This window comes from Methylobacterium indicum, from assembly GCF_001043895.1.
GTDB classification, from domain to species: Bacteria; Pseudomonadota; Alphaproteobacteria; order Rhizobiales; family Beijerinckiaceae; genus Methylobacterium; species Methylobacterium indicum.
Genome location: NZ_JTHF01000176.1, coordinates 1 through 13594, shown reverse-complemented (window position 1 = coordinate 13594; position 13594 = coordinate 1). Strand labels below are relative to the sequence as shown.

The following is a 13594-nucleotide window of genomic DNA, read 5'->3' as shown; positions in this document are numbered from 1 at the left end:
AGTTTCACACCGGCGGCTACAGCGTCACTCAACCCGTCTCGCTGTCTATGATCCGCCAACCTACAGCCGGTTTCGTGACGAAGTCCCCCTACCGTCGGGGCGATGCTCACCCCGAGCCCCTTAGCGTACGTTTTGGGACACATTCTGCGATGACCCCATAAGGGAGCGTATGGAACCTGGCGCTGCCGCTTTGTGCAAAACGCATGAGTTTCGCACCGCCTCCCAGCCGGTGCAGTTTCAGCCCTTTGGCTGGTCCAGAAGTCCGGTGCGGAACTCGCCTCCGGCGCGTGCTCACAACTCACGAGATGTGAGCAGCCGGGCAGCCCCCGGCAGCCGCCCGCTTTCCCTGTCCCAAACTCTTGCCCAAGAGTGGTGCCTTTGGGGTGCAGCAGTGGGAGACCGCCCAAGATAAAGGGCAAAACCCGCTCAGTTTGACTTAAAGCGGGCGGGAGCGGTCCCCTTAGAGTTAAGCTGAGCGGGTTGGTGTCCTATGGTCCTTCTCCGGCATGCCCGATAACATCGACCAGAAGGTTCTGCGTGACTCCTCCGTTAGCTTGGCTGTCGGAACACGCATCAACGTGGCGATCGCCTCTTCCGGAGACAAGCTCGACGTGAATGGAACGGCTTCGGTCCCGAAGGCAACTCCTCCATGCTCGATCGCAGTATTGAGAACATCGCTAATTTCTGCAGACCGCGGCGACCGTTGTGCTGTGAGAAAGACACCATCGAAGATAATAGTCATCATAGCGTCAATGACAGGAATTTTATAATCGACCATTGCAGCCATAAGAGGAAAATTGGTCTCAGCCCCATCTGAAGCTTCGGCGGTTGAGGGGTCTGAGATCGTCGCAAAAATTCGGACCGAACTTGTGCCGGACGCTTGAATAAGTTCCGCCAGGACGGTGGCGTTGCGGTGTGTCGAGGAGACTGGGAACCGGTACGCAATCATTCTCTAGCCCTGTTAGACGTCATGGGGAGATAGCCGTTCGACCAAAGATGGCGAAAGGGTCGTATGCGTCAAGGGACTGACCTGGTGTCGCCATTCCCCCTCCCGTCTATGGCTCATGTCACCAACTGATCCGTTTAGGGTGTGGAGAGGAGAACCGGGGCTGTCAGTCCGATATGGATTGACCTTTTCCGAACCGGCTTTGACAGCCGCCTTTCACCCAGAAGGCATTCCCCGAACACCTCTATCGCGAGCGTAAGAGAATGAGACCCTCGTTTCGAGACCTTTTTTGAGACAGCTTGAGGTCCTGTTGCGTTTCTATTTGGACCCCGCTGCCATGCGTCTCAAAACGGCTGTCTTAGATGCCAGCATTTACCCCACTCCCGCGACCGTCTGTTCTATTTGAGAAAGCAAGTCATTCATGCTTGAACGTTTCTCCGCTATCTCCCTGCCCAGGCGATCATATTCGTCGATTTGATTGGAAATATTCTGAAGTTCTTTTTCCAATCTATCATATTCTTGATCTAGTCTTTGTTTCTGCTGCTTCAGCCGGTTGCCTTCGGCTGCAATTGTCTCGCCGCGTCTATTGTGGGCTGAGAAACCAGCCTCAAGGCCCGGACGCTCGTTTTCAAGCTGTTGACTCATCTGTAGCCATTGATAATACAGCCTATCTCTATCAACTCCAGGAGGCATACTATTGACGCGATTTGCTAGTTCATTGGTTTGCTGGACTCTATAATCAAAATCATCCAGCCTATTTTTCCAGTAATCATTGTCCTGAAGCCATTGATTAGCCTGAGATATCCACGCCTGGGCTTGTGAATTATGCTGATCTGATGCTGCGTTGTAAATCGCAGCTTCCGACTGGTATTTTTCGACTATTGGCTTGAGTCGATTGCCCATTTCAAGTTGTTTTGTTTCTAATTTCTTTGTTTGAAAATATGCTTGAGCCCATTGACCCGCAATACCAGCTCTAAGTGCATTGATTGTAGGCTTAACTCTACTATGCGCTGGGGAAGTTAGGCACTCATAGTGCCATCCTTCATCATCTACAGTGCGTTCCCAGCCAAACTTATTAAGAGCCGCTTCGATCCACTCTATGTTTCCAGTTCTGACAATATCGATTGCCGTCCCATAGTTATGCAATGAGCACCCTGGTAAGTTCGCTTTGTTGAAACCAGGGCGTCCCTCGTTGTACCCTAACCAAAGTTCCGCTTGATGCCTGACATTTCTTCTTCCGCTATTAATTTGAATGTGTGCGTTTCCGTTCGTAGCGCGCCAGTATGCTTCGTCCGCCTGGATAAAATTCTGCTTCGCAACACTTTCAAGATCATTTGCCTTTTGGTCATACTTCCCATCGTATTGAAGAGGGGGGCCTTCAGGCAAATCGCCAAATATGTTGAAGCTTTTTGTGGGTATAGAGCTAGATAGCAAATCTACACTCATGTCTGGAAAGTCGGATTTATTAGTTATAACGCTAAGTTTGGTTAGTTGAGTAGCGCTTTGCATGACGACTCCTTCACCGATCATACACGGACGCCGAACGTCCTTTGGGGTTACCCCATCGGCTTTCTTCAGGAGCATCGGTAGTGGCGAAAAAGTCAAGATCGGCCGGATTGAAAACTCATGAGTTTCAAACCAGCTCCCGGCCGGTGCTGTTTCGGCTCCTTGATCGGCCCATAAGTCTGATGTAAAACTCTGCACTGCCAGTGCTCATAGCTCACGAGACATGAGTACCCGACCGGCCCCAGCGACCGCCTCTCCTGCCCGTCCACAACTCAGGCTCAAGATAGTACTTTTAGGGTGTACCTTCATCGGACTACGGCAGAGCTGGTTCGATAAATATCATTCATGACTTAAAACGAATTCTGTCCAGCAGACCGCTTAAATCACAATATCCGTCCTTGCTCATTCGCCCGTGCCCGCGAACGATCATCTCAGGCTGACACCCTTCCCCCGCCCGTCATTCATGTTCGGATCACCCCTCCCCGCGGAAGGTGCGTGCGCCCCCTGCCAGGGTGATAATGTCCTTTACGAATGTATAGCGCATATGAAAAACCCCGGGATTTCTCCCGGGGTGTCCATCATGCGTACCGGAAATTCTGTGCGGCGGGTCTTGCGATGTTCAGGTTGTCACAGAGGCGGTGCTAAGTTGGCAATTGTGCTTGCGGTGAAGCCGATAAGAAATGCGCCGGTACGGGTCGATGGGTCAGTTAGATTTTCGAACATTGAGATACCCTCTAGGTTCGGGATCGTGATTGCCAAGGTTAAGACAGTGAAGAAGACAACGAGCCTCCCTAACCTGCCACTTAGCCCCGCGAACACCGACCGTGAGACAACCCCTCTGCTCAAGACCTGACCCTAATATCGTAGCGAGCCATGGCCATTTCAAGGTCAATCCTGAATGTAAGAAAAACGACCCGTTCCTGACGGGCTGGTAGGTCGGCCAGGGCTGACGCACCTTACGCGAGAGCTGCGCGTAGCGGAGGATGTCAGGAAACCCTGTCAGCCATTCACATGTCAGGAAAATGCTTGCCCAATCGGCCGGTCGATCTGCCGGGCCGGTCCAATGAGGCCTGCTCTAATGGACCGGTCCCTGCCTGGCTGAAACACGTTCCCTACAGGGCATCCCGAGGTCTGGAGCGCGCCCTGCCTTGCCATCTTGGAGCCCAGTGGAACCGATACCGCGCACCTGGCCAGCGCGCCGACTGCACGGCGGTAGGTCCTCACCCCTGAACAGACCGGCCAGCCACCCGCTACGTTTCGTTAACGACGCCTGGCCGACTTTACCCGAGAGCCGAACAGGGGCTTCCCGAACCGGCGAGAGCGACGGCGACGTTCTGACCTGCCGTTGCCGTTGCTCCTTTCTACGATGCGGCTCGGCACGATCCGAGCCAGGGCCGGACCGTGCATGAGTGTTGAAACCGATCTGCTCGCCCTCGCTATCGAGAACGCCGAGCTGCGGTTCGCACTTGCCGAGGCGCAGGAGCAGTGCGTGGAACTGGCTGTCGATGCCGGCGAGTTGCACGCCACGATCAAGGAGCTTCAAGCTCAACTGGTCGTCCTCGAGGCGGAGCGCGACGCATGGTGTATGGCCGCCGCTCAGACGGACCAGGTGTAGAACTCCCATGAGCCTTCGTGGCCCTCTTGAAGGCGCCAGCGCTCCCAAGACTGACAGTGATCGAGCTATGCGCGGCCGATGCCGTCCGTATGGGCATACCGCAGCGGACAGCGCTGCGGCCGTTCGAAACCCTGTCCACTAGGGTTGATTTTGACCAACGGACAAGTCTTTATGCGGACGTCACTTCAACGGACGCTTTCGCCGCATGTCCCAGGTTATTCTCTACGCCCGCGTGAGCACCACGGAGCAGACCGCCGCTCACCAGCGCACCCAGGCTGAGGCCGCGGGCTTCGCGATTGATGCGGTCGTGGCGGACGAGGGCGTGAGCGGTGTCAGCACCCGGCTTGCCGATCGGCCGCAGGGCCGGCGCCTGTTCGACATGCTCCGGCACGGTGACGTGCTCGTGGTCCGGTGGGTCGACCGGCTCGGCCGCGACTACCAAGACGTGACCGACACCATCCGGGAGCTGATGCGCCGCGGCGTGATCGTCCGCACGGTCATCAACGGGCTGACGTTCGACGGTGCTACCAAGGACCCGATGCAACAGGCGGTTCGGGATGCGCTGATCGCCTTCATGAGCGCGATGGCTCAGGCGCAGGCTGAGGCGACCAAGGAAGCGCAGCGCGCCGGCATCGCCCACGCCAAGGCCCGGGATGACGCCTACCGAGGCCGGAAACCGTCATACAGCCGCGCTCAGCTCGACATTGTGCGCGCTCAGCTCGCCCAGGGCGTAGGAGTCTCTTCCATCGCCAGGGATACTGGTCTGAGCCGTGGCGCGATCTATCGCATTCAGGGGGATCCAGCTGACGCTGAGGCCGCGCTCGCCAGGTGGGGCGTGCAATAGGTCGCGCTGGCATTCGCTGATTTTCACCAGCAAAAAAGGTCGGGGGACCCATGGCGGGGAGTACACCCCGGGGCCGTTGTCCGAGACACTTGCTGGTATAGCGTCGTAAGTAAATTATCAATATATTTACCTAAACTTACACCCAGCGGCCTACAGGCGCATCTCTGCTCTACCGATACCAAACCTCGTGTCGTGCAAGGGAGAGGTAAGCGCCCTTACCGGTGGAATGACGTGTCCCACACGACTCCGGGGTAATGGGTTGGGTGCAGAATGTAATATCGGCTAGACGCGGGTTCATAGACTCTTTAAAGGCCGCGCAATCTTTCAATTAAGGAAGCGGCTTGTCAGGAATAAATCATTTGTGTTCCACCCAACGACAGTGGTTTGCATTATATGCATGGCGAAAATTCATCTATATAAAATCTAATGTAGACAAAACTGTCAAATAACATCGTAATATCCTCGCATAATTCTCAAGAAATTGCGATTTCGTACTCTGTGTGGTGCTCTGCATGGCCTTCGCTTGGAGTGATTTGCATCTCGGAATGGAGCAAGCGGCGTCGACACCCGAACGGAGCGTTGTCGTGCTGTTGGTCAGCCCCCATAGGAGTGGTCCGCCCTGAAGTATGGCTTTGAGCCGACGGAGGACGGACCGTCAGCACGGTCCGGACATGCTCGATGCAGGCGCGCCGGCGCGCGGGGCTCAGAAGTTTCCCCGGGCGGCCTCCTGCAGGATCAGCTTGTCGAGCGTGAGATCCGCAATCGCCTTGCGCAGCCGCTGCTTCTCGGTCTCCAGCTCCTTCATCCGGCGCACCTGGTCGGACTTCAGCCCGCCGAACTCCTTGCGCCAGCGGTAATACGTGACCTCGGTCACGCCGATCGCCCGGATCGCGTCTGCCACGCTCTGCCCCTGCGAGACCAGCACGTCCACCTGCCGCAGCTTGGCCACGACCTCTTCCGGCTTGTGCTTCTTCGTTCCCATCGCGTCCGTCCTCCGTCGGCTCAAAGCCATACTTCAGCGCGAACCACTCCGATGGGGGCTGACCAGCTTTCGGGCGCCCTCGCCCTTGTTACCAAGTGTTACTGACTTGTTACCAAAATAAGTGTTGGTAACAGAGCTAAGTGATTGTTTTTGAAGCCCTTTCAGGAAATGTGATAGGTACACCTGCAATTTTGGTCATCTGCTTATATGTGCGCGCATATATATGTTTTTTGTCCCCACCCCTCCCCGGCCAAAAGCGGCGAAGCCAAAAAACATATATCTGCTTCGTACATGGATCAGATCAGGCTTTTTGCAGGTGTACCTAACAGATTTCTAAAAAGCGATGATTTCTCAATGGGTTAGGCTTGTTACCAACACTTATATTGGTAACAAGTAGGTAACAGTTGGTAACAAGGGACCGATCTGGACCCAACCGTGAGCCCCTGAGGCCCAGTGGGACACGTCAGACTCCGCGCAGCCGCCTTAGCCGAGCACACATCTACCGCAGAGGGGGGTGGTCCCCACGTGAGCCACCAGAGCATCCTCCCCCTCAGAGGAGGAGGGTCACGAGATCCGCCCCGAGGTTGGGTCCAGAGGACGGGTTGAGGCCAGAGGCCAGAGGCCGATGGGTTCCGGGGTTGGGTGCAGAGAGGCCCGAGCGCACGAACTGGCCCGTCTACCGCAGCCGGTGGAGCCGGCCGGAGATAGGGTTGGGTACAGAGCTTCACCAAGTCCGAGCATCGCCGTCCTCGCCACGAGGTTGAGGCCAGAGATGCATCGAGCACAGTGGAGAGCGCAGCGCCCCGCGGGCCAAGGATGCACGGGCGATGACACGTATGGATCACAGGCAAGCGCGGTGCTCGCACGGATCGAGGCCAGAGGCGAAAGTCATTCAACTATCCAGGGATGGATGTCGTGTATCGGTATCTTCCTGTTTGCGCCCGAAGGTAGGCTTGTTACAAAGCTGTCAACGAACGTCGTTCGGTTCGTTACGGCGTCGACCCGGACCACCACGAAGGGGAATTCGGACAGTCGGCTTGGCCCCTTCGGTCTTGAGGTCGGTGGCAGCATGGCAGCTCGTCTTGCCACTAGAACGAATAGTGAATAATCCGACTAGCGATTGGTTCATCTAGGCCCTCGACGCTTCCCATGCTGTCCCCTATCATGCTCAAAGAAAGAAACCGTCTTGCGTCTATCTAGCCGCAAGATTGTGTTCTCGGCGGTGCATGGCGAAGTTGATCGGGTTGGCCTCCACCAAGGGGGGCGTCGGGAAGACGACGATCGCGCTCAACCTCGCGGCGGTGCTCGTCCATCGTGGCGCCAAGGTCGTCGTTATCGATGCGGATCCGGCCGGACACGCTGCCGCCGTCGCCGAGATGGGCGCCTTGCCCTACACGGTCACCCCGTTGCTCCTTGAGGAGGTCGAGGCGAGCGCGGTTGCGGCCTGGAGCAAGGCCGTGCGCGCTGCTGATGCTGACTTTGTGGTGCTCGACGCGCCGGGCGCCCTCGGCGCGGCCTTCGGGGCCGTCATCGCCATCGCCGACTTAGTGCTGGTGCCGGTTGGGGCCTCGATGCTCGACGTGCGAGGCGCGGCTGAGACGGTCGGTATCGTCCGGCGCCACCGCAAGGCCGGAGGTCGGGGCCGGCCCGACATCCTGGTGGTGCCGTCCCGCGTCGATCGCCGCACCGGGGCGGGCCGCGACGTGGTCGGTACGCTCGCGGGCCTGACCGAGCCGGTGGCGCCCCCGATCACCCTGCGCGCTGTCGTCGCCGACAGCCTCTCGGGAGGCGAGGTGGTTCCGGCCGACTCGCCTTCTGCGATCGAATTCGGTGCGCTCGCCGATGCCGTCCGTACCCGCCTGGAGACGATGTGATGACGACCAAGCCCAAGAAGAAGGCCGGGATGGATGCGGAGGCCGTCGCCCGCATGATGGCTGCGCAGGACGTAGCTGAGCCCGAGCCCGAGGTGGTCACCCCGCCGGCCGCGCCACCGGCCCCCGAGCCCATTCCGGCCCTTGCTCCGATGCCATCTCCCACACCAGCTCCGGCGCCCGCGCCCACGTTCGATCCGGGCAAGATCGACGGCCGGACCCTGCGCCGCACCGGCCGAGAGCCCTTCGCAACCCGCATCAAGCCCAACACCCATGAGACCCTGCGCCGGATCGCCTACGCCCGGGGCATCTCCCTCGCCGAGGTGGTCGAACTGGCAGTTGCAGCTTTCGACAAGAAAGGAAAATGAATGACGCTAGATAGTGTCATGCTTGTTTATGGATTGAATCCAGCGCTGGCGCGGGCCATGGTGGCCGGGGGGATGGGCGGCTTGACGGTTAACGCTTGCACGGTCACGCTCGCCCCTTGGGCGAGTCACGCCCTGGAGATCATCAGCGCCGCGGACCTGACCTGAAACGAGAACGGCTCCCCCAGTCGCCAAACTGAGAGAGCCGCCGGCCCAAAAGGGCGTCCTTGGAAGGACCATAACCACCTCCGAGGATGCCTCCCCGCTAGACGGGTGTCAACACGAACCGCCAAGTTCGTGAACGGGCCTTCTCGTGCCTGTGCCTGCCGCGGTCCGAGAGGACCGAACGATGAAGCACGCCCCAAGAGCGGGCGCGGTTGCGCCTGCCTGCCCGCTACCGCCAGCACGCCGTCCCGGAAGCCAGTGGGCCCCGACAGCGGCCGGCCCCTACAAGCTCCCCCGTGTGGTCGAAGACCGTCTTACGGTCGTGCTGGCGGGCTTCCGCAACCGTGAGGCGGCCTTCACCCTGGCCGTGTTCCTCGCACGGTTCTGGAGCGCCCCCAGGAAGCTCCTGGCGGCGTTCCCGATCGACCGGCGGGCACTGGCCGAGCACGAAGCCCTTGGCCTTACGGAAGCCCGGGTGCGCGGCGCCCTCGCGGTCCTAGTCGAGGTGGGCTTCCTCGCCCGATATGAGCCGGATGCCGGCCGGCGCTACCAGCGCACGGAAACCGGGCTACAGCGCCGGGCGATCGTGCATCGCTTCGGGGAGGAATTCGCTGTCGAGTTCGGCAGGGCCAACGCCCGTGCTCAGGCGGCCCGTGGAGCCGCTGCGTCGGCAAGGCGGCCAATCTCCCGTCCGACTGCCGAACGGGCGCCTACGGCCAACCTAGCGGCCTCCAGGCCCATGCCTCCAGCCCAAGTCGCCCATAATCAAAACTCCTCGGAGAGGGGGTTGATTATGGGTGAGCAGAATCTCACGGCGCCAAGTAGCCCTCTTGAGGCAGCTCTGGCACGATGGGCAAAGGCTGTCGGAGGGAGTGTTTCGTGAGCAATTCCTTGAAAGATATTGAAGTAAAACTCGATAAAGAATTGAAATCTATGAATAAGGCAGAGAATTGGGCCTTACATGCAATGAATGAAGATAAGACAGGATCTGCACATTACGCAAGAGTCGAAGCTCAGAACGCACAAAAGGAGATTGAAGCGGATCAACGCCTCCTGAAGCAGATGGGCTGACAGCGCGTTCGCATAATGGCCTGTCGGGAACACCCTATGAGACCTTCCGGAAGTTCTCGGAAGGTCTCAAGCGCGTCCCTGTGGCACCCTCAGTCGAGAGGCAGTCTGTCGGGCTTCCGAGGCTCCGGGTAGTGCGATGCCGTCGTGGTCAAGGGCATGGCGTTCGAGCAGCGAACGCCTCCGCGAAGGCGTTCTCCGTCTCGAAGGCCTTCTTCACATCGGGAGGGCCGTTCGGTCTGAGTCTGACACTTTGCAAGTCAAGAAGATCGCCGTCCGGCCATTGCACACCTTTAGCGACCAACTTGTCTCGGAGAATCGCGTAACGAAGCGGGAAGTCGGCGTTGGTTGTCAATGTCACGAGATGGTCCACCTGACCGCGGCTCAGGTGCTCGAGGACCCGCAGCAACTCGTCCTCACCGTTGACGTGTTCCTGATCATCAGCAAGCAGGTGCCTGACATAGAACGCCAAGTCGACCACGCTGGTGTCGAGACATGCCTTCAGAGTCGCGCTCTCATGCTTGTCTAGATGATTGATGTCCTTGACGATGGGCAATACAGGTTGTTGGAAATTTACTTCGTCTGAATTATCGTATATGAGATAAGCGGCTGGGAATAGCTTGCGTGTTTCCTTAAGGGCATCAAGTTGATGCGTACCGTCGGAGGGCGCCACCTGCTCCTGATCGGCGTTTTTGAGCTTCGGGGTCGCCCGTCGGAGATCGACCGCGCGCGCTGGCGCGACAGCGCGTGTCCGTTTCGCTTGTAGACAGATTGGGAGGAACCGGCTCTGGTGAGGATGCGGAGATGTATCCAGCAAGAGGGCGAAATCTCCCCCCGTCCTGGTCTCACGACCCCGAAGGGTGAGGTCCAGCACGAAGGCATATATGCGTGACGAGCGTCCGGTCTTATAGGTAGTGCTTTCCACTTGGTCGTTCACATGGAGTAGCGAGTCAGCGAGAGCGCCACGAAACAGCCCAGACAAGATGTCTTCGCGAGTCGGGACGTGACAATCGCGCGCCGCAAAGCGCGCCTGCGCCTGCTGGAGAGCTGCCATGTACATCGCCGCGGCGCTCGGCGCCTCGTCACCGAATAGACCAGGGTCGCGTAGCGCCGCTATGAGCATTTGGTACTCGTAGGATCCGATCGGACCGCTCCAATCCGCTAGTCTCACATAGGCTTGATCGAGGTCCAGCCCCGCGCCGATCGCTATCACGGACCTGAAGACGGCCGGGTATAGAAGAAACGTCTCGTGGTAGTTTGGGTCGAAATGCATGAAGACCTTATCTCGTGATCACGTTGGCGGTTTGTAACACTCGCAACTGGCGCATCGGCTCCATATGGTACACTGATGCGCTGCGCGATCTCTTGATGGCTTTCCTACTCGGCTGGCAGGAGATTGCGTGAGGCGCGAGCGACCGCACCGTAACCCTTGCCCGTCCCGGGATGAGCCTCATGCTGGCCGCGCAGCGCGTGGTAGGCACGCGGGACCTTCGCGACGCGCTCCGGTCGAGGAGTTGGGATCGGAGCTGGCCCAACGGCAAGGATAGGCGCTTCGCTGGGTAGGGGCATCCCTAAGATCTGCTGCCGGATCGCCCGAGCCAGGATCTCTGCCAGCAGCGACGGAACGGCATTGCCAAGCTGACGCTGGGCATCGGCCAGGGAGCCGGCAACCTGCACGTCGCCCGGGAAGGTCTGTAAACGGACCATCTCCTGCATGGACAACCGGCGGCCCGACCAATGGAAGGGCCCCGTTGCCGGTCCGGGCTGCGCCGCCAGCGTCCAGGATGGCTTGTCCTTGGCAATCTTCAGGAGGAATGACCAGTATCGGCGGCGCCACCCGAACAGCGGCTCCCCGCCACCGCGCTCCGTGTGCCAGAGGTAGTTCTGGCCCTCCGGGATAGAGGGCATCAGGCTGGCCCACTTGCCCTGCATTATCAGCCCAGGGTCATTCGGTTCCGGCAGGTCATAAAGAGCATCCCAAGCCGTGCGCCAACGATCGCTGTTAGCGGTCCAGTCCAGCGCCTCCGGGTCAGCGTGGGTAGGCCTCGGAAACTGGAACGGGGTGCCATCCCGGGCTCCGACGATGAACAGGCGCCGGCGGAGCTGCGGAACCCCATAATCGGCGGCATTCAGGACTGCGACCGAGGCCGCATACCTCGTACCGGCCTGCGCATTGATGGTTGAAAGTGCCTCTTGGATGAGACGCAGGCCCTCATCCTTGCCTCTGAAGCCGAGTCCTTCGACGTTCTCGAGGAGGAAGGCGCGCGGCTGCATCTCGGCCAGAACGCGCAGGTAGTGGTCCAGCGTCGAGGCGCGAGGATCGTCTAGCCGCCGGGCTTGGCCGGTGGCCCAGAACCCGGCCTTGCTGAAGGGCTGGCATGGTGGCCCGCCGATCAGGACATCCGCCTCACCTGCCGCCAGCCCTCCAGCTTGCAGAAGCTCAGCGGTCCGCACCTGGGCGATATCCTTGCCGATGACGGGCCAAGGCCTGCTCGCGTGTAGTGTCTCGATGCAGCGCTGGTCCAGCTCCAGCGCGACCGCGGTGCGGAAGCCGGCAGCCTCGAAACCGTAGTCAAGGCCCCCAGCGCCGCTGAACAGACTGATCGCAACAGGCGCCTTCATCAGCCCATCATAGCTTGGCATACGCCGCCTCGAACACGGGGCCGGGATCTGCGCTCCACAGGCCACCCACCAGGACATTGCTGGCGAGCTTGCCCGTGCACCGGGCGTGCCCGTCCAGGCTCGTCGGCAGGATGTACCGGAACTCCCACCGCTCCGTTACCGCATGGAGGCATCCGGCGACGATGTCGAAGTCGCTGGGCGCATAGTAGCGCGAGCAGGGGTCCTCCTTTGACGCGCGGGTGCGCTGGAAATCGATCCGCGCGAGGCCCGCAGCGTTCGGCTTCCGCAGCACGTTCTTGCATTCCAGGGTGAGCAGCGGCCCGCCGCGCCAGCTCACGCGCAGGTCTGGCCCTCCTTCCTCGTCCAGCCGATCGCAGGCCGTGATCCCCGGGGTGGCCGCCAGCACCTCTTGCAGCTTCACCTCTGCTACCCAGCCCCGCACGGCCATCTTGAGGCGGCGAGCGCTTGCGATCAGCTCCAGGATCTGGCTGGGGGCGAGCTGAAACTCCTCGACCAGCGGATGCAGCGCGGCGATATCTGCCTCTGCGGCCTTCTCATCAGCCGGTGCAGCCTCGGCGAACAGCTCGCGGCGCTCCGCAAGAAGCTGACGATCACCCGGCGGCAACCCCTTGGCAGCGCGCTCGAACCTCACGAGATCCAGGAAGTGATCCTTGGTGCCACCGACGACGGTCTCGATCGGTTCTGCCAACGGGCCCGACCGATCACGCTCCCAAGCGTGCCAGCCCTCCTGCTGGATCGCATCGGCGTGCCGATCCTTGAACTCGAACCTGATGAAGAACTTGGTCGGGTTGTGCATCTCCGGGTCGGCCGCGACGAAGAAGCCGTCCTCTGGGTCTATGCCGATCAGCAGCGTCGTGAAGAGGCCAAGCGGGTCCTGCCACAGGGCATGGACTGCGGGCAGACCGTGCTCATCCAGCTCCTTCGAGCCGTACTTGATCTGGAAGCTGCGCTCGTCTGCTGGACGATTTCGTGTCGGGGTGCGTGTGGCGGTGAAGGCATAGGCGACAATGCCAAGGCGCTCACCGCTACGTGTCTCGAAGGTGATGACGAAAGGGGCCTCGCTCGCGTCCGAGGCGAACAGGATGCGGCAGCCAGCCCCACGCAGGCTGTCCAGCATGAATGCAAGCAGCGGCTCGCGCCCCGCACGGCTAACCCTGTACCTGCGCAGGCCTAAGATCATGAGCGGCCTCTTCCTCGATCAGCGCGCTACCCATCCGCCCCAGATGATATGCGCATCCTGCCAGCGAGGCCTCCCTTTCGGCCTTGAGGACCGTCGTGCCCATGGGGAGGCGAAACTGCAATCAGTTGCAGTCGCCTTGCCCCCGAGCCAATGCCCCTGCGCAAGGCTCGCCGCTCTCAGCGCGTGGCGGAACGGGGTCATCGCAGAGGATGTTCAAACACGTACGCTAAGCGCCATCGCGCAGGGGCTGATTTCAGCAGGAACTTCTTTCGTATCAACCCTTTACCGGAGATCGGAGTTCCTAATCCCAGCAGTAGGCTACGGCATCACACAATCGACCGTCTGCGTGACAGGCAGCCCAACCCCGTTCCAACCGCTGCGAGGGCGTCTGTCAACGCCGATTGAAGTC

The 13594-nt window shown here is 59.9% G+C and carries 9 protein-coding genes and 1 pseudogene; 5 read left to right on the top strand and 5 right to left on the bottom strand.

The window, feature by feature from the left end; genetic code table 11:
• Positions 1-1318: 1318 nt before the first annotated feature.
• A complete protein-coding gene (locus QR78_RS34280; protein WP_158004058.1) occupies positions 1319-2476 on the bottom strand; it encodes a D-alanyl-D-alanine carboxypeptidase family protein in 1158 nt (385 codons plus the stop codon).
• Between the two features lie 1381 nt (positions 2477-3857).
• Between QR78_RS34280 and QR78_RS20530 the strand changes: the two genes are divergently transcribed.
• Positions 3858-4067, top strand: a complete 210-nt coding sequence (locus tag QR78_RS20530) for a hypothetical protein (RefSeq protein WP_048429434.1) — start codon at positions 3858-3860, stop codon at positions 4065-4067.
• Between the two features lie 205 nt (positions 4068-4272).
• Positions 4273-4911 (top strand): recombinase family protein, encoded by a 639-nt coding sequence (locus QR78_RS20525; protein WP_048429433.1) that lies wholly within the window; start codon positions 4273-4275, stop codon positions 4909-4911.
• Positions 4912-5572: 661 nt separating this feature from the next.
• On the opposite strand, the pseudogene QR78_RS20520 reads toward QR78_RS20525, so the two are convergent.
• Positions 5573-5893: pseudogene (locus tag QR78_RS20520) on the bottom strand (transposase); the annotation flags it as partial.
• A gap of 1226 nt (positions 5894-7119) precedes the next feature.
• On the opposite strand from QR78_RS20520, the gene QR78_RS20515 reads away from it, so the two are divergent.
• The 3 genes from QR78_RS20515 to QR78_RS34275 all read left to right on the top strand — a co-directional run bounded on the left by QR78_RS20515 (position 7120) and on the right by QR78_RS34275 (position 9365).
• Positions 7120-7767 (top strand): ParA family protein, encoded by a 648-nt coding sequence (locus QR78_RS20515; protein WP_048429431.1) that lies wholly within the window; start codon positions 7120-7122, stop codon positions 7765-7767.
• Positions 7767-8132 carry a hypothetical protein gene (locus tag QR78_RS20510; RefSeq protein WP_048429430.1) on the top strand — a complete coding sequence of 122 codons (366 nt, stop codon included), beginning with the start codon at positions 7767-7769 and terminating at the stop codon, positions 8130-8132. Before QR78_RS20515 ends, QR78_RS20510 begins: the two co-directional genes overlap by 1 nt.
• A gap of 1041 nt (positions 8133-9173) precedes the next feature.
• The gene (locus QR78_RS34275; protein WP_125901324.1) at positions 9174-9365 is read left to right on the top strand and encodes a hypothetical protein; all 192 of its coding nucleotides are present in this window, start codon (positions 9174-9176) and stop codon (positions 9363-9365) included.
• A gap of 148 nt (positions 9366-9513) precedes the next feature.
• Here the strand turns inward: QR78_RS34275 and QR78_RS34270 are convergent, their stop codons facing one another.
• From QR78_RS34270 to QR78_RS20500, 3 genes are all read right to left on the bottom strand, one after another.
• Positions 9514-10635, bottom strand: coding sequence for a hypothetical protein (locus tag QR78_RS34270; RefSeq protein ID WP_125901327.1), 1122 nt, complete (start codon positions 10633-10635; stop codon positions 9514-9516).
• A 104-nt stretch (positions 10636-10739) separates the two neighbouring features.
• On the bottom strand, positions 10740-11984 hold the full coding sequence (locus QR78_RS20505) for a DNA cytosine methyltransferase (RefSeq protein ID WP_048429429.1): 1245 nt from the start codon (positions 11982-11984) through the stop codon (positions 10740-10742).
• 7 nt (positions 11985-11991) lie between these two features.
• The gene (locus QR78_RS20500; protein WP_125901329.1) at positions 11992-13122 is read right to left on the bottom strand and encodes a hypothetical protein; all 1131 of its coding nucleotides are present in this window, start codon (positions 13120-13122) and stop codon (positions 11992-11994) included.
• Positions 13123-13594: the final 472 nt, after the last annotated feature.

Bases quoted from the DNA above. Each gene is read 5' to 3' on its own strand.
- QR78_RS20525 (WP_048429433.1), top strand. From the start codon at position 4,273: ATGTCCCAGGTTATTCTCTACGCCCGCGTGAGCACCACGGAGCAGACC.
- QR78_RS34280 (WP_158004058.1), bottom strand. From the start codon at position 2,476: ATGATCGGTGAAGGAGTCGTCATGCAAAGCGCTACTCAACTAACCAAA.
- QR78_RS20515 (WP_048429431.1), top strand. From the start codon at position 7,120: ATGGCGAAGTTGATCGGGTTGGCCTCCACCAAGGGGGGCGTCGGGAAG.
- QR78_RS20530 (WP_048429434.1), top strand. From the start codon at position 3,858: ATGAGTGTTGAAACCGATCTGCTCGCCCTCGCTATCGAGAACGCCGAG.
- QR78_RS20500 (WP_125901329.1), bottom strand. From the start codon at position 13,122: ATGCTGGACAGCCTGCGTGGGGCTGGCTGCCGCATCCTGTTCGCCTCG.
- QR78_RS20510 (WP_048429430.1), top strand. From the start codon at position 7,767: ATGACGACCAAGCCCAAGAAGAAGGCCGGGATGGATGCGGAGGCCGTC.
- QR78_RS34270 (WP_125901327.1), bottom strand. From the start codon at position 10,635: ATGCATTTCGACCCAAACTACCACGAGACGTTTCTTCTATACCCGGCC.
- QR78_RS20505 (WP_048429429.1), bottom strand. From the start codon at position 11,984: ATGAAGGCGCCTGTTGCGATCAGTCTGTTCAGCGGCGCTGGGGGCCTT.